The organism is Ruegeria atlantica (genome assembly GCF_001458195.1).
Classification (GTDB): domain Bacteria; phylum Pseudomonadota; class Alphaproteobacteria; order Rhodobacterales; family Rhodobacteraceae; genus Ruegeria; species Ruegeria atlantica.
Map to the genome: position 1 here is coordinate 143,609 of NZ_CYPU01000024.1, position 19,175 is coordinate 162,783.

General features: G+C 54.5%; 16 protein-coding genes and 3 pseudogenes. 10 read left to right on the plus strand and 9 right to left on the minus strand.

The window, feature by feature from the left end:
* Positions 1-16: 16 nt before the first annotated feature.
* The 7 genes from iolE to RUA4292_RS08620 form a co-directional block, all read right to left on the minus strand.
* Entirely contained in the window at positions 17-916 is a 900-nt protein-coding gene (gene iolE / locus RUA4292_RS08590) for a myo-inosose-2 dehydratase (protein ID WP_058277231.1), read from the minus strand.
* Entirely contained in the window at positions 913-2,745 is a 1,833-nt protein-coding gene (iolD, locus tag RUA4292_RS08595; protein WP_058277253.1) for a 3D-(3,5/4)-trihydroxycyclohexane-1,2-dione acylhydrolase (decyclizing), read from the minus strand. The genes iolE and iolD overlap by 4 nt, the downstream gene beginning before the upstream one ends.
* Before the next feature lie 80 nt (positions 2,746-2,825).
* Positions 2,826-3,644: an ATP-binding cassette domain-containing protein gene (locus RUA4292_RS08600; RefSeq protein WP_058274555.1), complete on the minus strand. Its 819-nt coding sequence runs from the start codon at positions 3,642-3,644 to the stop codon at positions 2,826-2,828.
* A 1-nt stretch (position 3,645) separates the two neighbouring features.
* Positions 3,646-4,770, minus strand: coding sequence for an ABC transporter permease (locus tag RUA4292_RS08605; RefSeq protein WP_058274556.1), 1,125 nt, complete (start codon positions 4,768-4,770; stop codon positions 3,646-3,648).
* 81 nt (positions 4,771-4,851) lie between these two features.
* Positions 4,852-5,793, minus strand: coding sequence for a sugar ABC transporter substrate-binding protein (locus RUA4292_RS08610; protein ID WP_058277254.1), 942 nt, complete (start codon positions 5,791-5,793; stop codon positions 4,852-4,854).
* A 136-nt stretch (positions 5,794-5,929) separates the two neighbouring features.
* Complete coding sequence (gene iolG / locus RUA4292_RS08615; RefSeq protein ID WP_058277232.1) at positions 5,930-6,928, minus strand: inositol 2-dehydrogenase; 999 nt, start codon at positions 6,926-6,928, stop codon at positions 5,930-5,932.
* Positions 6,929-7,004: 76 nt separating this feature from the next.
* Positions 7,005-7,907 carry a LysR substrate-binding domain-containing protein gene (locus RUA4292_RS08620; protein WP_058277233.1) on the minus strand — a complete coding sequence of 301 codons (903 nt, stop codon included), beginning with the start codon at positions 7,905-7,907 and terminating at the stop codon, positions 7,005-7,007.
* Positions 7,908-8,080: 173 nt separating this feature from the next.
* On the opposite strand from RUA4292_RS08620, the gene ugpB reads away from it, so the two are divergent.
* From ugpB to RUA4292_RS08645, 5 genes are all read left to right on the plus strand, one after another.
* Complete coding sequence (ugpB, locus tag RUA4292_RS08625) at positions 8,081-9,391, plus strand: sn-glycerol-3-phosphate ABC transporter substrate-binding protein UgpB (protein WP_058277255.1); 1,311 nt, start codon at positions 8,081-8,083, stop codon at positions 9,389-9,391.
* Between the two features lie 61 nt (positions 9,392-9,452).
* The gene (gene ugpA / locus RUA4292_RS08630; protein ID WP_058274560.1) at positions 9,453-10,334 is read left to right on the plus strand and encodes a sn-glycerol-3-phosphate ABC transporter permease UgpA; all 882 of its coding nucleotides are present in this window, start codon (positions 9,453-9,455) and stop codon (positions 10,332-10,334) included.
* A gap of 20 nt (positions 10,335-10,354) precedes the next feature.
* On the plus strand, positions 10,355-11,191 hold the full coding sequence (gene ugpE / locus RUA4292_RS08635) for a sn-glycerol-3-phosphate ABC transporter permease UgpE (protein WP_058274572.1): 837 nt from the start codon (positions 10,355-10,357) through the stop codon (positions 11,189-11,191).
* Positions 11,192-11,194: 3 nt separating this feature from the next.
* The gene (ugpC, locus tag RUA4292_RS08640) at positions 11,195-12,250 is read left to right on the plus strand and encodes a sn-glycerol-3-phosphate ABC transporter ATP-binding protein UgpC (RefSeq protein ID WP_058277234.1); all 1,056 of its coding nucleotides are present in this window, start codon (positions 11,195-11,197) and stop codon (positions 12,248-12,250) included.
* Complete coding sequence (locus RUA4292_RS08645; protein WP_058277235.1) at positions 12,250-13,194, plus strand: glycerophosphodiester phosphodiesterase family protein; 945 nt, start codon at positions 12,250-12,252, stop codon at positions 13,192-13,194. Before ugpC ends, RUA4292_RS08645 begins: the two co-directional genes overlap by 1 nt.
* A 511-nt stretch (positions 13,195-13,705) precedes the next feature.
* Here RUA4292_RS08645 and RUA4292_RS25450 read toward each other — a convergent pair.
* Positions 13,706-15,351: pseudogene (locus RUA4292_RS25450) on the minus strand (GMC family oxidoreductase).
* A gap of 76 nt (positions 15,352-15,427) precedes the next feature.
* On the opposite strand from RUA4292_RS25450, the gene RUA4292_RS08655 reads away from it, so the two are divergent.
* On the plus strand, positions 15,428-16,093 hold the full coding sequence (locus tag RUA4292_RS08655) for a YrbL family protein (RefSeq protein WP_058277236.1): 666 nt from the start codon (positions 15,428-15,430) through the stop codon (positions 16,091-16,093).
* Positions 16,094-16,122: 29 nt separating this feature from the next.
* Here RUA4292_RS08655 and RUA4292_RS08660 read toward each other — a convergent pair whose 3' ends face one another.
* Positions 16,123-16,728: a YrbL family protein gene (locus RUA4292_RS08660; RefSeq protein WP_082637047.1), complete on the minus strand. Its 606-nt coding sequence runs from the start codon at positions 16,726-16,728 to the stop codon at positions 16,123-16,125.
* Positions 16,729-17,357: 629 nt separating this feature from the next.
* Between RUA4292_RS08660 and RUA4292_RS25235 the strand changes: the two genes are divergently transcribed.
* The 4 genes and pseudogenes from RUA4292_RS25235 to RUA4292_RS08675 all read left to right on the plus strand — a co-directional run.
* Entirely contained in the window at positions 17,358-17,636 is a 279-nt protein-coding gene (locus RUA4292_RS25235; protein WP_233493394.1) for a DDE-type integrase/transposase/recombinase, read from the plus strand.
* A gap of 163 nt (positions 17,637-17,799) precedes the next feature.
* Positions 17,800-17,907, plus strand: a pseudogene (locus RUA4292_RS25240) (integrase core domain-containing protein); the annotation flags it as partial.
* A gap of 467 nt (positions 17,908-18,374) precedes the next feature.
* Positions 18,375-18,677: an SH3 domain-containing protein gene (locus tag RUA4292_RS08670; RefSeq protein ID WP_058277238.1), complete on the plus strand. Its 303-nt coding sequence runs from the start codon at positions 18,375-18,377 to the stop codon at positions 18,675-18,677.
* Between the two features lie 134 nt (positions 18,678-18,811).
* Positions 18,812-19,175 (plus strand): annotated as a pseudogene (locus RUA4292_RS08675) (transposase); the annotation flags it as partial.

The following is a 19,175-nucleotide window of genomic DNA, read 5'->3' on the forward strand; positions in this document are numbered from 1 at the left end:
CCCGTATGGAGATTTGTTACGACTGGACCTCCAATCCTGCCTGTCCACAGACGTCGAGAATGTGCTCGTAGCCTTTCTTGGAATATTCGTATGGCGGAGCCTTGGCCGGGTCCTGTTCGGCCTCCACAACGATCCATCCGTTGTAATCCAAGGATTTGAGCGCATTCGCCACGGCCTGAAAGTCGATACACCCGTCACCTGGTACGGTGAATGCTCCGGCGACGACCGCATCTAGAAAGCTGCGATCATTCTCCTTTACGTCCTGCACAACAGCCGGGCGGATATCTTTGAAATGCACGTGATGCACACGATCGCCCCAGCGTTTGAGGGTCGCCATCACATCGCCGCCGCCAAACAACAAGTGTCCTGTGTCAAAACACAGGTTCACCTCCGGGCCCGAACCTTCCATCAACCAGTTCACGTCATCTTCGGTCTCGAAGATGGTACCCATGTGATGGTGATAGGCCATCGGCATCCCCTGATCGGCCATCCATTTGGCCAGCTCGGTGATCTTGGCGGCATATGCCAATACTTCGTCTTTGGTCAGCTTGGGTCGGTTGTTGACCGGCGTACCCGCTTGGCCCTGAACGGTGTTTGAGCATTCGGCATAGACGATGCAAGGGCTGTTCAGGGCGACAAACTGCTCAACCTGTTCCCGCACAGCCTCACGTTCCGCCTCGAAATTGTTGACCAGCGAGGCACCCGAGCACCACCCGCCACACAGCGCGATGTCACTGCCTTCAAGATAGGCACGCAACCCTTCGGTATCGCTGGGCATCCGCTGACCACGCTCCACACCGGTGTACCCGATCTCACGCGCTTCTATCAGGGCCTGTTCCATCGTGTACGCCGCCGTCAGGTCCGGCAGGTCATCATTCTGCCAGGCGATCGGAGAAATCCCGATTTTCACGCTCATTTCGTGTTTCTTTCCTTGATCGCCAGCTCATAGGCCGCGCGTTTTTCGTTCACTTCGGGGCGGATGCTGACTTCCGGAACCGCCACTTCCCACCACGTCCCGCCGTATTCGGTCGAGGGGTACGGATCGGTGTCGATGACCACCACATAAGGCCCTTTGATATCGCCACGCTTGGCAAGCGCGTCTTCCAGTTCCGCAATCGAGCTGACCTTGACCGAGGTCGCGCCCATTGCCGCGGCGTGGGTCGCGAAATCGATGGCAGAGGGGTTCTCGTGCACAGCATGATCCAGCAGATTGTTAAATTCGGCTCCACCTGTGCCCATCTGCAGACGATTGATACAGCCAAAGCCGCGATTGTCTGTAATGACCACGGTGAACGAGATGCCCATCATCGCAGCCGAAGCCATTTCCGAGTTCGCCATCATATAGGTGCCATCGCCGGTAAAGCAGATCACATCGCGATCCGGTTGCGCCATCTTGATGCCCATCGCACCAGCAATCTCATACCCCATGCAACTGAAACCATATTCCATGTGATAGGCACCCGGACGCGGGGCCTTCCACAGCTTGTGCAGTTCTCCGGGCATGGTGCCCGCCGCGCACATGACGACAGTATCGTTGTTCGAGGCTCGCTGAACCGCACCAACCACCTGCATATCGGTCGGCAGCGCATTGCCGTCGCCAGGGGCATCGGTCAGTTTGTCGACCTTGCCGTACCAATCCGCCTTAAGCGTATCTGCCACAGGATCGGCACGGTATCCTTGCAAAGCCGAACCCAGCTCCTCAAGCCCAACGCGCGCATCTGATTGCAGTGTCATCGCACCGTGCTTTTCAGCATCATAGGCAGCGGTATTCAGGCAAATCATTTCGCGCTGTGGGTTCGAAAACAAACCCCATGAGCCAGTCGTGAAATCCTGCAAGCGCGAGCCAACGGCCAGCACCAGATCCGCTTCAGCGCAAACAGAATTGGCCGGTTCGCCGCCAGTCACACCAACGGGCCCGAGGTTCAACGGGTGATCCCATGCAAGCGCAGACTTGCCTGCCTGTGTCTCGGTGATCGGGATATTGTGCGTTTCCACGAAACTCTGCAGCGCGTCCGTAGCACCAGAGTAGTGAACGCCGCCACCCGCCACGATGACCGGGCGCTTTGCCGCCTTAATGGCCGCCACCGCACGAGACAGTTCACCTTCGTCAGGGCGAATGCGGCGCTGATACCAGACGCGCGGCTCAAAAAAGCTTTCGGGATAGTCATAGGCTTCAGCCTGCACATCCTGACAAAAGGCCAGAGTCGCCGGGCCACAATCGGCAGGATCCGTCATGGTGCGGAACGCCCGCGGCAATGCGGTCAGCAGATGTTCCGGCCGGCTGATCCGGTCGAAATACCTGCTTACGGGTTTAAAGCAATCGTTGGCGCTGACTGTTCCGTCGCCAAAACTCTCGATTTGCTGCAACACCGGGTCGGGGCCACGCGTTGCAAATACGTCGCCGGGAATGATCAGAACCGGCAAGCGGTTCACATGCGCCAGCGCGGCGGCTGTCACCATATTGGTCGCGCCCGGCCCAATGGACGAGGTCACGGCCATCGCGCGCGTGCGCCGCATCTGCTTCGCATACGCGATAGCACAATGCGCCATCGTCTGTTCGTTATGGCCGCGATAGGTCGGCAGGCTGTCTTTTACAGCATGCAGTGCCTCGCCTAGGCCAGCTACGTTGCCGTGGCCGAAAATAGCCCAGACACCTGCGATAAACGGCTCTCCGGCCTCATTCATCTGCGCGCCCAGATAGCGAACCATAGCTTGCGCTGCGGTCAGTCTGATAGTTTTGCCCATATTGATCCCTTTCAACACAAGGCCACCCGGCCAGTCCGTTGAATACCAGTTTTCGAAAGCTGGGTCTGCGCGGGACCGCGTCAGACCGTTCCGCCCAAAGACCCTTCCAGCTGGGCCAGTTCCTGACCACCTGCCATCAAGTCCTGCAGTTCTTCGGGCGAAATCTCACCCCGTTTGGCAGTGCCCAGAGTTTTGCCCCTGTTCAACACCGTAAACCGATCGCCGACCGCCAGCGCGTGCCGAACATTGTGGCTGATGAACACCACACCCACACCCTGACTGCGCACTTTGTCGATGGTCGCCAAAACGTTCGAAGTCTGGCGCACGCCAAGAGCCGATGTCGGTTCGTCCAAAATCAAGATTTTAGCGCCAAAATGCACGGCCCGTGCAATCGCAACCGTCTGACGCTCACCACCTGACAACGTACCCACAGCCTGATCGGGACCACGCAAGTTGATGCCCATTTTGCGCATCTCTTCCATGGTGATTTCGTCGGCCAACTTCTTGTCGAAAAAACTGATCCCGGCGACTTTTCGCGTGGGTTCATTGCCCATGAAGAAGTTGCGGCTGACGCTCATCAGCGGGATCATAGCCAGATGTTGGTGTACTGTTGCGATCCCGGCTTCGATGGCGTCACGCGGGTCCTCAAAATGCATGGGTTTGTCTTCAAAGATGATCTCGCCAGCTGTCGGCTTATGGACCCCGGACATCGTCTTGATGAAGGTCGATTTACCCGCGCCATTGTCGCCCAGAAGGCAGTGACACTCACCCGGCTTCAGATCAAAGCTGACCCCGGCCAGAGCAATCACAGAGCCAAAGTGCTTTTCAATGTCGATCATCCGGATGATCGGATCCTGACCCTGCACATCACCGTGATGGAAGTTGGTATCTTCGGTCATCTCAGCGTTCTCCTGTGATGATGCGGCGGATGTAAGTGTTCAGGATCACGGCACCCAACAGGATCACGCCCAGGAACACCCGGAACAGAGAGCTTTCGACCCCGGCAAAAAACAGCCCCTGCTGCACCACGCCGAAGATCAAAGCCCCAAGCGCAGCCCCAAGGACCGAGCCATAACCGCCGGTCAGCAGCGCGCCGCCGATCACCACGGCGATGATTGCCTCGAATTCCTTCAGCAACCCGCGATCTGCACCGGCAGAACCGAATTCCATCACCTGACAAGTCGCAAAAACCGTCGCGCAGAATGCGGTGAACATGAACATCAAAACTTTGACCCTGTTGACTGGAACACCTGAGTTCCGGGCAGCCTCAGCGTCACCACCCGAGGCGAAGATCCAGTTGCCAAACTTTGTTTTGGTCAGAAGCACATGGCCAAAGATGATAAGCGCGATGGCCCAAATAATCAGCATGGGGATACCGTCAACCACCGGCTGACCCTCGCGCGTGCCGCGTTCAAAAGTTCCGATTAAGTCATTATCACCCAACCAGACGAAAAAGCCCTGCCCTATCTTGCCGCCAAACACCGATGCCAGCCAATCGCCCTCGGCTACATCCCGAATGCCGCCAATGATTGTTTTCCGCTCGATTGTTTGCGGCAGGAAAATGGTAAAGCCACGCAGGATGAACAGGAAGGCCAGCGTTACGATAAAACTGGGCAAACCCGTGCGCACGACGATAAAGCCGTTCAGCGCCCCAATCGAGACGCAAAGTACAAAGGTCACCATGATGGCAATCCAGACCGGCCAGCTTAGAGTGACCGAGAAAATCGCGATCATCATGCCCGCGAATCCGATCATTGAGCCGACGGAAAGGTCAAACTCACCCGCGATCATAAGCAAACAGGCTCCAACAGCGATGATCATGAACTGCGCGGAAACCACGGACCAGTTCATCACGCCCTGACTGGTGAACATGCCGCTGTCAAAAGCAAACAGCAGGAAAAACGTGAATACTGCGACTGTGCCGACCATTCCGCCCAATTCGGGGCGTATCAGGGCCTGGCGCAGGGGCGAGATCTCTTTTACCCGCTCGTCACCACCGACTGCGGATTGCGCTGACTCAGCCATTGTTGCCTCCTTGGCGCGTTTGTCTGAATGCTTGCTTCAGGTGGTGCGGACACACATCATGCGTCCGCACCGTTTTGAAGATCAGCGGTATTCGCCCGCGAACTCTTCGATCTTTTCCAAACCGTCAGCGGTCACGAAACCGGGGCCAGAGTTGATGTTGTTGCCCGGCAGAACGCCGTAACGGTGGTAGTTCGTCATCACTACGACTGGCAGGTAGGCCTGCAGGAAGGGCTGCTGGTCGATGCCCCACTGGATCACTCCGCTTTTGATACCTTTGACGATTTCACCACCAAGATCGAAGGTGCCGAAGTAGATGTCACCGGCCATGCCATTTTCTTCCAGCGCCAGAATGGTCGGGTCAGCCGAAGTCGGGCCAAGCGTCAAAACGGCGTCAGTGTCGGGGTTTGCCGACAGGTATGCCAGAACGCGGTTCTTGATCTCGGCCGGGTCTTGCCCCGCGTCGATCATCTGCTCGCCCAGTTCGATGCCCAGACCGTCTGCAAAGCCTTGGCAGCGTTCTTGGCTGGATGGCTGCACTATATAGTGGTTTACGCACAGGAAAGAGCTGATACCATCGCCTTTGGCGCGCTGGCCCGCAGCCAATCCAGCGTCATATTCCGGCTGGCCGACATACATCAGCGCACCAACTTCGCGCGCCTTTTCCGGCGTGCCAGTGTTCATGATGATGACGTCGATACCGGAATCCACGGCGGCTTTGATCGGACCTTCCAGAATGTCCGGGTCGGCCAGCGTAGTGATGATACCATTGGGTCCCGAAGCGGCGGCTTGATCGATGATCCGCGCCATGTCGGCAAGGTCACCGGTGGGCGGGTTGCGATATTCAACCTCGACACCCATCTGATCGCCCGCCAGGGCAATACCGTTCTTGATGGTGTTCCACCAGCTGTCACTGTCCGGAGCATGGCTGACCAGAATATATTTCTCGCCTTCTGCCGCAACGCCTGTGGCGCCGGCAAATGCGACTGCGCTGGCCATCAGCACACCTTTTACGATTTTTTTCATTTCCATTCCTCCCAATAGAAAATTCAATCTTGGTGCCGGGTCCGCCCGGCCATTCGGCTAAACCGAATCTCGTCTGCTCCGATCGGTGATCGGGCTTCCTTCAGTTTCCGGATATCCGAACATTTTGCAACCGGTTTCAAAAAACTTCCTCCATCGCTACGGGCCTTCCGGACTGTGCCGAGCGCGTTGCAGCTTCGGCCATCGCCAACGCCGCGACACCATCCTCAAGTGTTACCAGCACGTCCGAGCCGGATTGAATGGCGCGCGTAAACGCATCCCATTCGGCGCGGTAAGCGGCCATGTAGCGTTCAAGAAAGAAGTATGTCGGCTTCGCTCCGGTCACGCCGTCAGCCGTTGATTTAACAACCGAGTTCTCAAGGACATTATGCGCCTGCAAAAGACCCCTTGAGCCTAGTAGTTCGACTCGTTGATCATACCCGTATGCTGCCCGCCGCGAGTTCTTGATAACAGCGAGGCTACGATCCGCGTAAGCCATTGTTACCACAGCCGTATCCACGTCACCGGCCTGCCCTATTTCCGGATCGACGACCGAGGTTCCCACGGCTGAAATGGTGACAGGAATTTGTCCTGTCAGGTAGTTGGCCATATCAAAATCATGGATCATCATGTCCCGGAACAACCCGCCCGATACCTTGACATAATTTACCGGAGGCGGCGCTGGATCAAACGACGTAATGGACAAGAGTTCAGCTTTACCAACCTCGCCCGCATCATAGGCGGCTTTCAGCGCCTGGAAATTTGGGTCGAAGCGACGGTTGAAGCCAAGCATGACCGGTTGACCAGTTGCGCCCGCAGCTTTTTGGCAAATTTTTGCTCGCTCAAGGTCCAGATCGACGGGTTTTTCGCACAGAACCGCTTTGCCGGCCTGCGTTGCCGCTTCAATCAGATCGGAATGCGTATCTGTAGGCGTTGCGATCAGAATCGCATCAATCGTAGAATCACCGATAATCTCGTCAGAGCTTTGCACCCTGGCCCCGTACTCAGCAGCCAATCCAACAGCGGCATCATTCACCGCGTCTGAAATAGCTGCCAATTCGGTTTTGGGATGTGCCGAAATCGCTTCCGCATGCACGCGACCGATACGTCCGGCCCCCAGCAATCCGATCTTCAACATACGGTCCCCCGAATCAATTCTCAGGTGACACAATCAATTTTTTTGCAACCGGTTGCAAGAATTAATTTCGACGACTCTATTCTGCTTTAAAAGGCTCAAGGCTGTCTCGGAACTGCTCGATGAATTCCAACGTCACTAGTGAAGGTTGTTTCAAAATCGGGCGAACAAGCGAGAGAGTATGCGGCAAGAATGGCTTGAACGGTCGATAGCTTAATCCGTGCGCTGCGTATTGGACGGCGTCAAGTTCGCTCACGACGGAGACACCAACGCCTTTAACGGCCAATTCACATGCCGCCGTGAACTGCCTGACTTCAATATGGGAATTCAATTCCACATTGGCACTTTGAAATGCTTTTGAGAGCCGTCCGAAAAAGTCGCTGTCGCGTCGGGTGTGGATAATTTTGCTGTTTACAAGGTCCGTCGGTGTGACCTCAGAGAGGTTTTCCAATTCATTTCCGGTGGGGAACACACAAACCGTCCGGACCTCGATATCCCAGCTTTCGACGGCGGGGTGACCGTTAAAGCTGTCGGTGATCCCGAAATCATACTGCTCGCCAATCATCCATTCAAGAATGCGCTCAGGTCTGTCAGGTTCGATCGTCAGGGTGACGCCGGGTCGATCCTTCAAGAATCTGGCGACAACATCAGGCAAATGGCTGGTGGCGAACCCCGGCAGGCATGCAACACGGATGTGCCCTGCTTTGCGCTGTGTGATGTCCTGGCTGACGTCAGATATTTGCCTCATCAGTTCCAGAACACGCTCGACGCTGGGCAAAAGATACCGAACCTCCTGCGTCGGCACCAACCGGCCTTCGCGGCGATCGAAAAGCTGAAACCCAAGTGACTTTTCAAGATCCGAAAGCAACCTGCTGACGGCTGGCTGGCTCACCCCCAGGTCGGTCGCTGCCGCCGTGACAGAGCCATTGGTTGTTACAGCCATAAGGGCTTCTAACTGCCGGACCCTAAGAATTTGACTCATTACCGATCCCAATCTGCCGCCCTCGCCTCATAACACCATGTTATTTTTTTATCCAGTAAATTGGGCTTGAATTATATTTCTGTAACGTTAACGTCGTGAAATCGTCATGTGTGCCGTTTACCCGTTGCGGTCGGTATTCAACGAAGCATCGAACCTGATGCATGGGAGGAATCATGAAAAAGAATTTTCTCGGCGCTCTCGCCGTAACAACTGCATTGTCCCCAGTGGCGGCAATGGCACAAACCGAGGTCCAGTTCTGGCACGCCTTTACCGGCCGCCTTGGTGAGCTTGTCAAAGCCCAAGTGGAAGAGTTCAACGCCAGTCAGGACGAGTATGTCGTGGTTGAAAGCCATAAGGGCAACTACTCGGAAACCCTGAACGCGGGGATCGCTGCCTTCCGCGCCGGTGAGCAGCCGCAAATCCTGATGGTATTCGAGGTCGGCACGGCAACGATGATGTCAGCCGAAGGTGCGATCCGGCCCGTCTACGAAGTGATGGCTGAAAGTGGCGCGTCTTTTGATCCCGACGCGTATATCGGTGCCGTCAAAGGATACTATACAACCACTGACGGGGACATGCTTTCGCTGCCCTTCAACTCATCCACGCCAGTTCTTTGGGTCAACCGAGACGCGTTCGAAGCCGCCGGTGTTGATCCAGATACGGATCTGTCCACGTGGGAAAAGGTTGGAGACGTACTTGAACAGCTCAAGGCCGGGGGCGAAGACTGCCCGCTGGTCACCGCATGGCAAAGCTGGATCCATCTTGAAAACATGTCGGCCTATCACGACGTTCCGTTTGCATCGCAGGATAACGGTTTTGCCGGTCTGGATACAGAGCTGATGCTGAACGGTCCGGCGCAGGTGGCACACCTGACCGCGATGGGTGACTGGGCCAAGGATGGCAAGTTCATCTACACCGGTCGCAGAAACGAAGGTGGCGCGAACTTCCGGTCAGGCGAATGCGCATTGTTCACTGAAAGTTCGGCAGGTTACGCGGGCATCAAGGCAGAGGCCGAGTTCGATTTCGACGTCCGTCCGCTGCCCTACTGGGAAGCCGTCACAAGTGAGCCGCAGAACACCATAATCGGTGGCGCATCCCTTTGGGTAATGGAAGGTCATGACCCTGAGGAGTACAAGGGCGTCGGAGAGTTCCTAAGCTTCCTATCATCGTCTGACGTGCAGTCGGCCTGGCACCAGAACACCGGCTACCTTCCAATCACGGCCGAAGCGGGTGATGCGACACGTGCGGCAGGTTTTTATGACGAAAACCCCGGCACCGACATCGCTGTGATCCAGATGACCGCGAAAGAGCCGACTGCGAATTCCAAAGGTCTGCGTCTGGGATCATTCGACCAGATCCGCGGTATCATCGACGAAGAGCTTGAGGCCGTCTGGGCCGGTGAGAAAACTGCTCAGGAAGCGATGGATAGCGCGAAAGAACGTGGTGACGCGCTGCTGCGCCGCTTCGAATCCGCCAATCAATAAGTCATAACTTCATGCGGGCCCTTTTCGGGCCCGCATTATCTTTCTTCGGTGGAAATTCAGGATGGAAAAACGCGTCACCTTTCGCGGCTGGCTATTGCCATTGGCGCTGATCGCCCCACAGGTCATCATTTCCGCCGTCTTCTTCTTTTATCCCGCCGGCCAGGCGGTGTGGCAGTCCCTGTTCATTCCCGACCCGTTCGGTCTGTCGTCGCAGTTTGTGGGGCTCGGCAACTTTGAGTTCCTTCTTAGCGACAAATATTATCGCGCATCTTTCGTAACAACGGCGGTGTTTTCGACGCTTGTGACGCTCTGCTCGATGATTCCGGCGTTATTTCTGGCAGTTATCGCAGATAGGCTCATTAAAGGGTCAGGCGTATATCGGACATTGCTGATCTGGCCTTATGCCGTGGCCCCCGCCGTGGCTGGTGTGCTGTGGCTGTTTATGTTCAATACACGCGTTGGTGTGGTGGCGTGGTATCTCAGCCAGCTTGGCTATGATTGGAACCATGTCCTGAACGATACCGAAGCTATGGGGTTGGTTGTTGTCGCCTCGGCCTGGGGCCGCATCAGTTATAACTTCCTGTTCTTCTTTGCAGCGCTGCAATCCGTTCCCCGCTCGGTCATCGAAGCGGCGGCGATTGACGGCGCGCATTTCTGGCGCCGGTTCTTCACGATTGTGCTGCCGCTGCTGTCCCCGACTGCATTCTTCCTGCTGGTGGTAAACGTTGTTTATGCCTTCTTTGAAACCTTCGGGGTGATCCACACAATCACCGGCGGCGGCCCGCAACAGGCGACAACAATCCTGGTCTACAAGGTCTTCTCAGATGGGTTTGTCGGGCAAGATCTTGGGTCATCTTCGGCGCAATCTGTTATCTTGCTGATTGTTGTCGGCCTACTGACCGTCATTCAGTTCAAATACGTGGAAAAGAGGGTGCATTACTGATGGCAGCCCAACAACACGGAATGGTCGAAAAACGCGGCGTAGGCATATGGTTTACCCATGCATTCATGATCCTAGGCGTTTTGATCATCTTTTTCCCGATCTGGCTGGCCTTTGTAGCCTCGACCGTAACCCAGGCAGACATCGTTTCGCCACCTATGCCCGTAGTGCCGGGTGATCAGTTCTGGGTGAACTACAAAGCGGCGCTGTTCTCGGGTGTAAACGTGCCCGTTGCGACGATGCTGTTCAACAGCCTGGTGATGGCAATTGGCATCGCGGTGGGCAAAATCATCATCTCGCTGCTGTCAGCGTTTGCGATTGTCTACTTCAAGTTTCCAGGCCGTACGACGTTTTTCTGGCTGATCTTCCTGACCCTGATGCTGCCGGTCGAGGTGCGGATTGTTCCAACCTTCGAGGTAGTTGCCGGGTTTGGCATGCTCAACAGTTATTACGGTCTGATCTTTCCCCTGATCGCTTCGGCAACGGCGACCTTCCTGTTCCGTCAGTTCTTCCTGACGATCCCTGATGAACTGGCCGAAGCTGCCCGCGTGGATGGCGCGCGACCGATGCGGTTCTTCATCGACATCGTGGTGCCCATGAGCCGGACCAATATCGCGGCGCTGTTTGTGATCTTGTTCATCTACGGCTGGAACCAATACCTGTGGCCGCTGCTGATCACGACAGACCCTGAAATGAACACCATCGTGATGGGCATCAAGCAGATGTTCCCGTCGGGTGATGATTTTGCGCATTGGCCGACGATCATGGCGACCTCAATTCTGGCAATGATCCCGCCGGTCATCGTGGTGGTGTCGATGCAAAAGCTCTTTGTCCGCGGCCTTGTCGATAGCGAGAAATAAGAAATGGCAACAGTAACCCTAGAGAACGTCAAAAAGAGTTTTGGCCCGACGGATGTGATCCACGGTATTGATGTCAATATCGCAGACGGAGAGTTCATCGTGATCGTCGGCCCCTCGGGCTGCGGTAAATCCACGCTGCTGCGAATGGTGGCGGGGCTGGAAACGGTTACGTCCGGGGAAATCCGGATCGGCGAGGAACGGGCCAACGACAAAGAGCCTATGGATCGGGACATCGCGATGGTGTTCCAGAACTATGCGCTCTACCCGCACATGTCCGTGCGTCAGAATATGGGTTACGGCCTGAAGATTGCCGGACTTCCCAAAGATCAGATCAATCAAAAGGTGACTGCCGCGGCAAAGCTATTGCAGTTGCAACCTTTGCTGGATCGTAAGCCCAGACAACTGTCTGGCGGTCAACGCCAAAGGGTGGCCATGGGCCGTGCCATTGTCCGCGAACCAGCAGTCTTCCTGTTTGATGAGCCGCTCTCGAACCTCGATGCCAAACTGCGTGTTCAGATGCGCCTGGAAATCCGTGAGCTCCAGGAAAAGCTTGGAGTCACCTCCCTGTACGTTACGCACGACCAGGTCGAGGCCATGACGATGGCGGACAGGATGATCGTGATGAATGGCGGTATCGCCGAGCAGATTGGAACGCCACTGGAAGTTTACGAAACACCCAGAACTCTGTTCGCGGCGCAGTTTATTGGCAGCCCTGCGATGAACGTGTTTGATGCCCGCCGTGAAAACGGGACGGTCAAGATCGGAGAAATTGAGGTTGGCGCATCTCAGGGGCCTGATATCGCAGTAAAGTTGGGGATACGGCCAGAGCATCTGTTGTTGGATGAAAACGGTCCGCTGGAAGCTACGATTCAGATTGCGGAACCGTTGGGCGCAAACACACTTTTGCACGGTCAGCTCAAAGGCTCTGGCAACGTGATTACGATAAGCCTTCCAGGTGTCCACCCCATCGAAGGCCAGCATCCGAACATGCGGTTTTCGATCACCTCAGAGAATATGCACCTGTTTGACCATTCAACCGGTGAAAGGCTGCAAAGCTGATGACGTTTCCACAGGTTGAAGCCTTTCGTGGCGGTGAAAACCTGATCCGGGTTGTGGGGCATCGGGGCGCACGCGGCGTTTTACCCGAAAACAGCATGATTGGCTTTGACTTTTCGCTGTCCATCGGCGTCCCGCTCCTGGAATTTGATGTCGTTCTGACCGCAGATAGCGTTCCGGTCATAACCCATAACCACCGACTGCACGCACCGACATTTCGAGACGCCGATGGTCGATTTTTGGTGGGAGAAGAACTAAAGGTTTCCTCGTTGACCGTCGAACAGATGCAGCAATTCGACATCGGACGGTTGGATGGGCATTCGGCCTATGGTCGTCGTTTCCCAGACCAGGCCCAAATGGACGGTGTTCGTGTTCCAACGCTGATGAACCTGCTGGAACTGGTCGATGACCCAAAATACCGCGATGCCTGTCTGATGCTCGAACTAAAGTCAGATCCTGATTTGGCACATGATGCGGTTTACAGACAGAGCTTCGTCGGCCGGGTTCTTCAAGACGTTCGCGCCAGGGGTTTGTCGTCGCGTGCGGTTCTGCACAGCTTTGACTGGAATCTCTTGGAAGAATGTCAGCGACAGGCCCCCGATATGCCGTCTTCGTACCTGACGCAGCTTCCCGATAACGCGGACGATGTGGGCGAGGATTCATCAAAAGCAGTTTGTCCGGACTTTCGCGGCCGTCGCGATGAAATTCCAAAGTTGGTCAAAGAAGCGGGCGGTGCTCTTTGGTGTCCGTATTTTGCGGATGTGACTGTTGAAAACGTGGTTCTTGCCAAGAAGCTGGGCCTGTGCGTCGCAGTGTGGACTGTCAATGAACACGAAGACATCGACAAGATGATTGATCTGGGCGTGGACGCAATCGTGTCTGACTATCCCGGACGGGTTCAAAGGCATCTGTCGGATTTGGGCATAAGGTGGAGTGCCATCCACTAGCAAAGCTAGTCCAGGTATGAACATACCAAACACGTTCCTTGCCACCGGGAAACCGCATACAGCTGCCCACAATACGGTTGCTATAAGAAAACCAAAAAATTTTCACCGGCAGTGCATCCAATAGTACAGGTGCCAGTTGCGACGCACCGGAAGTGAACCCAGAAAAAGACAAACCCTTGACAAAAACTCTATGTCTGCAAATAGACTGTTGTTCGTCACCGGATGGTACCTTGCCTGAAACTAATTAGTCCAAACGTCGCGATACCTGAGGTGCGCACTGTGGCGAAAATTGAGCAGGTATCACCGGCAGAGGCGCGTCGAGACTAATTGCATTGCTTGAAACCATTGGGGCAGAGTTTCACGGTGCGGGCTTTCGACAAGAAGGTGGGGGAACTCGAGATCCGCGTTGCCGTGCTCAACTGCAACACCGATTTTGGCATACCTTTATCTTAGCTCGCAGGTTAAATCGGTAAAGGAAAATGGGAAGTGCGACCTTAAACCAATTTGTGCATTAAATCCATATGCTTACATAAATTGCGCGCGACATTCCTGACTTAATAGTTCTCTTGCGGATCATATCTGCCGCTTTCTCCGCAATCATCACAACCGGAGAGGCCGTATTGCCGGATACGATTTTTGGCATGATAGATGCGTCAACCACCCGTAATCCCAACAGTCCATGCACCCTGAAATCCGCGCCGACCACAGCAGATGCATCCGAGCCCATCTTGCAGGTGCCGACAGGGTGGAAAATAGTCGTAGCGATATCACCTACACCTTTCACAAGGTCTTCCTCTGACTCCATCGCCGGGCCAGGCAAGATTTCTTCAGGCTGATAGGGTTTCAGAGCGTTCGCCGTCATAATTTTCCGCGCCTGTCGCACGGATTTCGCTGCAACGCGTTTGTCGTTTTCAGTTGAAAGGTAGTTCAGGCGAATATCAGGCTGTTCTTCGATGTCTTTCGACTGAATATGGCAGGTGCCCACGCTTTCAGGTCGCAAGTTGCAGACCGAGACAGTAATCGCAGGGAAAGGGTGAAGCGGATCACCCAACTTGTCGGTGGACAGCGGCTGCACATGGTATTCTATGTCGGGTGTGGCCAGATCGGGATTGGATTTTGTGAACATCCCAAATTGGCTGGGGGCCATCGACATTAGCCCTGATTGCGTCAGGCCGTATTGCAATGCAATCTTTGCTTTCCCAAGCAGAGAATTCGCCATCGTGTTCAAGGTTTTAGCGTTCCGGACCTTGAACACAGTGCGGATTTGCAAATAGTCCTGCAAGTTCTCACCCACGCCCTGACTTTCGTGGTGCAAGACGATGCCGTGTTCAGACAGCACATCGCCCCGGCCCACGCCTGACAATTCTAAATTATTTGGCGTGTTGATCCCGCCCGCCGCCAGCAAGACCTCGGACCCGGCATAGGCATCATATCGAACGCCCTTGTGTAGGTAGCGTACGCCTGTCACCTGCTTGCCATCGAACAACAGCGTCTCGGTTTCAGCATGGGTCAGAACGCGCAAGTTGGGCCGTTTCATCGCCGGGCGCAAAAAGCCTTTGGCCGTGTTCCAACGCACACCGTTGCGTCGATTGACCTCGAAAAACCCGGTCCCCTCGTTGAAATCTGCGCGCGGTTAGATGCCAAATTCCTTAGCGCCCTCCTGCACGGCTTTCAGAATGTCCCATTCTAAGCGCTGTTTCGTGACCTTCCATTCCCCTCCGTGCCCATGCATGTCTGCGGGCCCGGCATGGTAATCCTCGGATTTCAGGAATTAGCGCAGCACGTAATCCCAACCCCATGCGGCATTGCCCAGCTGCCGCCAATGATCGTAGTCCGCCGCCTGTCCGCGCATATAGATCGCGCCGTTGACCGAGGTGCATCCCCCAGCACCTTGCCACGCGGATAAACCTACGAACGTCCGTTCAAGCCCGGCTCGGGCGCGGTTTTCATCATCCAGTCCGTACACGGGTTGCCAATGCAGTGAAGATATCACACCTGTATATGCACCCAGTGGTAATTGTCTGAGCCGCCGGCCTCGAGCAATAGCACCCGCGTTTTGGGATTTTCTGTCAGGCGATTGGGCAGAACGCACCCGGCCGTGCCCGCGCCGACTATGATATAGTCGTAATCCCCATCAAGTTTCCGGACGTCTGTAATGGAATATTGGTTTTTCTGATAAATCAATGGTCAAAAAATATCTTGCGCTGGTCCGGAATCAACTTAAACAGAAAATATGAAATTCCACCAAAATCCCACCCTGCTTGAACTAGGAAACAGCCCTGTTATCGCGAAGGGAAACAGGCAATTCGTATATGAACACCCATTTGACAAGGGGCTACTGTTAAAGGTTCCGCAACCTCACACGATTGATGCAGGTTCGAGGCTTGTAACCGACAAGTGGTATGACCGATTGTTTCGCAGAGCTACCGCTTTTAAGGGTTTCATGCGTGAGTTTGACGAAGCCTTTTTTCTGATGGTCCGGCATCAGAAAAGTCCGGACGTGATGCCCGTTTGTGGGGTGTTTGGCACCGCACCGACAGACAAAGGTTTGGCGCTAGTCTATGAACGCATTTCTGATCCGGATGGACAGCTTTCCCCAAGTCTGGGTCAGTTGATTGCCGAAGATCGCCTCACCCCTCAACATTTGAGCGATCTCAATAAACACTTCGACCAACTGTCAGATGAACGTGTCATTATAAGCAACAAGAACACTGGCAATCTTGTCTATCAAACATGGCCTGACGGATCCGGGCGATGGGTCTGGATTGACAGCTTTGGGTCTAAACAAGTTATTCCTCTGCGAAGATGGGTTCGCAGTTACAATGACCGCAAGCTTGGCCAAGTTAGAAAAAAATTCTTTGACTTGATAGACGCCGCAAAGGGCAGGTCGTCAGACTAGCCCAGTTGATTGCCGTAGAGAGGGTTCTATCAGCCCAGACCAAATGCCTGGCCCATGCGCGTCCGGCGGCGCTCGATGGATTTGCGGAATGCTAAGTCAGAAACCAGCGTCAGCGGAAACAACACTCTTTCGCCCAAACCATCGATAACGACCAGTTTTCCATTGCGCTCTTGCGCCCGTACAATGTTTTCAAAACTCAGGTCGCCCACGATAATCCGGCCGCGTTCAAGGTCGTCCATGAGTTCCATGAATTCACTGTGCAGCTGTTTGCGCTCTGACAAATTATCGCCCAATGCGGCCCGTTCAGACTCCAGCGTTGGCGCCAAATCACCATCCGGACCGGTCATTTTTTCGACCACCAGCGCTGGTCCTTGAGATGTTGCAGCATACCCCATAAAATCCGCAAGGCGTTCAATCTCGGGGCAGCCTCGTGTCAACGCGGCTAAGTATTCGTTTGCTTCCCGGTTCCACTGACGGAGGTTGCCATAGCGCCTCTCGGCATAACGAGGAATTACGTGGTTACGCACCGGTTCATCCACCCGGACTTTCAACAGCGCGCGCTCAATAAACGGATGCTGATAAATTTCGTAGTTGCGGCTTCTTCGCAATGGCCGAATTTTACTTAAGTCTATCATGTTGTTTTGCCGATCCTAATAAAGAAGATCACCGATTACAGCCATCCTCTCAAACCAAGGTCTCCAATTAGTCCTTTTCATGTTTGAGGACAACCAGATGCTGGCCTCAGATGTTTAGGCTCAGGAATTCGGTAACGGAGTCGTGTCAGTCAGGCGGTTTCATGCAAGTAAACTGATTCGCCAAGGCGGTAGTTCCAATTTTTTTGCCGCCTTGCTTTCTGTCTCAACCTTAGGCTGAGGTTCTTCGGGTTGCTCTGCTCAATCTAATGGCAGCAACGCGGAGAGGCCCAGTGAAATCTTTCACTGTTTTGTGGGAATTGTCACGGTAACTGTAGAGCGGTTGCTCAAGCCTGTATCTGGACGTAACTGGCGTCGGTGAATTCAAAGTCTATCAGCCACAAGCGTCACCGATTTCCTGCGCAGATCATTGCGCACACGGTGTGGTTGTGCGCTCGCTTCAATCTGAGCTTGCGCGAAGTTGAAGAGGTGTTGTTGTAACGTGGGATCGACTTTTCTAACGAAACCGCCTGACGCTTGGTTGGCATATTCTGACTCCAGATCGCCCAAATTGGCGACGCCGGCGGGATCATTTAGGCGACGTCTGGCACCTCGATGAAGTTGTTGTGTGTATGTCGGTTTGTAGGTGCTGGTTTTGGCGCGCGATCGATCAATATGGTGTCGTAATGGACGAAATCCTCCAGCCAAAACGGTACAAACGGGCCGCAATAAAGCTGTTGCGCAATCTGTTGAGGCGTTTTGGCCTCATTCCCAAACGGCTCATCACCGACAAACTGAGCTCACATGGCACCACCAAGCGGAAAGTCGCACTGGGCTTGGATCACAGGTCGCACAAGGGTCTCAACAACCGCGCCGAAAACAGCCACTTATCGTTCCAAAACGGGAACTGACAATGCAAGGATTTTAATCTCCGGGAAGTTTTTAACGGTTCATAGCAACCCACTCAACTGACCGGAATTTTTTCTTTGTCTCCGTTCGCCGTCGCTCCGCCTTAACAATCCAATATCACCACCTCGAGGCTTTTGACGCCTAGAATGCAGCGACCGGAAATTTTGGGAAACCGGGTCAGAGGCAAAAGCTGGCGTCAGAAAGTGGATCGAGTGCTACAATCGCTGGCGTCCGCATTCTGCCCCTGGCGGCAAGCCTCCTGCAGTGATCTATCGGCAGCGAATTGAAACAACAAACCCCGGCCAGCAGCTCCAAAGAGTAGCTCAAATCACGCCAGAACCCGTCCAACGATTGGGGAGTAGCTCACGCAGCCACCGCCAAAATCAAGACAATGACCGATGAAAGCATGAGGTTGCGCACATAGCGATAAGGTCTGCTGATCGCAAAATATCTGACGTGGATCCCAATGCATGGCGTTCCGTGCCCCTCATAAGCAAACAGCTTCACCCTACTGGCAGCTCCATCCTGCTGTTCCACTGGCAGGCATCTGGTCACGACGCAGACGATCAAACCAGATCAAATTTGATCGCCCCGAACATTAGCTCCAATAGCAAAAATCATTGTGTTCGACAGTCAAAGCCTTGAACCTTTGGCAATTCGCAAATTTCTATTTTGGAGCTATTCCTCCTGGTGATCTGAGTTGCTAAGATTGCAATTGAGGCAACAAGCAGGACATCGCGATGCGCAATGCAATCTTTTTACCCCTAGCGGCGTTGTTCCTAGGAGCCATCATGGACGTTGAAACGGCTGCCGCCGCCTCACTCGGACGGTACGAGGTTTTTGGCGTTGAAGGCGGTGACATGCTGAAGATGCGTGGTGGGCCTGGAACAGGCTACAATGTGATTGTCGGTCTGCCAAATGGAACTGGCCTACGAGTTCACAGTTGCGAGCAGACTGGTGGCACCCGTTGGTGCCGGGTTTCATTGGAGCGCGCGCGTGGACTCAAAGGGTATGTCTCCTGGGCATATTTGCGAAAAAGTTGATACGAAGGCGATCAGCTTTTTTGTCTTGGTAGCGATCATGAAAGGTCGAAAAAAGGCCTCTTTTGGTCAATTGGCACATGAGCCTCCCCATTTGAATGGGCCCACCGTTAAGATTAGGAAACGGAGGACCAAGAATGGCAAACAAGCGACCGAAGCCGGAAGAAATTGTCTCGAAGTTGCGGCAGGTTGAAGTTCTGATGGGGCAAGGGATGCCGCGTCTGGATGCGATCAGACAGATCGGCGTTGTGGAGCAAACCTATTACCGCTGGCGCAAGCAGTATGGCGGAATGGGTGTAGACCAATTGAAGGAACTTAGGCGGCTTCAGAAGGAAAATGAGCGGCTCAGGCGTGCGGTATCAGACCTGACGCTCGACAAGCTTATCCTGACGGAAGCATCGAAGGGAAACTTCTAAGCCCCTCTCGTCGCCGTGCTTGCGTCGCTCATGTTCGCAGCCAGTTCAAAGTTTCCGAGCGCCGTGCATGCCGCGTACTGGGACA

Coding starts and splice junctions, on each gene's coding strand:
- RUA4292_RS08605 (WP_058274556.1), bottom strand. CDS start 4,770: ATGGCTGAGTCAGCGCAATCCGCAGTCGGTGGTGACGAGCGGGTAAAA.
- RUA4292_RS08620 (WP_058277233.1), bottom strand. CDS start 7,907: ATGAGTCAAATTCTTAGGGTCCGGCAGTTAGAAGCCCTTATGGCTGTA.
- ugpC (WP_058277234.1), top strand. CDS start 11,195: ATGGCAACAGTAACCCTAGAGAACGTCAAAAAGAGTTTTGGCCCGACG.
- iolG (WP_058277232.1), bottom strand. CDS start 6,928: ATGTTGAAGATCGGATTGCTGGGGGCCGGACGTATCGGTCGCGTGCAT.
- ugpE (WP_058274572.1), top strand. CDS start 10,355: ATGGTCGAAAAACGCGGCGTAGGCATATGGTTTACCCATGCATTCATG.
- iolD (WP_058277253.1), bottom strand. CDS start 2,745: ATGGGCAAAACTATCAGACTGACCGCAGCGCAAGCTATGGTTCGCTAT.
- ugpB (WP_058277255.1), top strand. CDS start 8,081: ATGAAAAAGAATTTTCTCGGCGCTCTCGCCGTAACAACTGCATTGTCC.
- ugpA (WP_058274560.1), top strand. CDS start 9,453: ATGGAAAAACGCGTCACCTTTCGCGGCTGGCTATTGCCATTGGCGCTG.
- RUA4292_RS08610 (WP_058277254.1), bottom strand. CDS start 5,793: ATGAAAAAAATCGTAAAAGGTGTGCTGATGGCCAGCGCAGTCGCATTT.
- iolE (WP_058277231.1), bottom strand. CDS start 916: ATGAGCGTGAAAATCGGGATTTCTCCGATCGCCTGGCAGAATGATGAC.
- RUA4292_RS08670 (WP_058277238.1), top strand. CDS start 18,375: ATGCGCAATGCAATCTTTTTACCCCTAGCGGCGTTGTTCCTAGGAGCC.
- RUA4292_RS08655 (WP_058277236.1), top strand. CDS start 15,428: ATGAAATTCCACCAAAATCCCACCCTGCTTGAACTAGGAAACAGCCCT.
- RUA4292_RS08645 (WP_058277235.1), top strand. CDS start 12,250: ATGACGTTTCCACAGGTTGAAGCCTTTCGTGGCGGTGAAAACCTGATC.
- RUA4292_RS25235 (WP_233493394.1), top strand. CDS start 17,358: ATGTCGGTTTGTAGGTGCTGGTTTTGGCGCGCGATCGATCAATATGGT.
- RUA4292_RS08600 (WP_058274555.1), bottom strand. CDS start 3,644: ATGACCGAAGATACCAACTTCCATCACGGTGATGTGCAGGGTCAGGAT.
- RUA4292_RS08660 (WP_082637047.1), bottom strand. CDS start 16,728: ATGATAGACTTAAGTAAAATTCGGCCATTGCGAAGAAGCCGCAACTAC.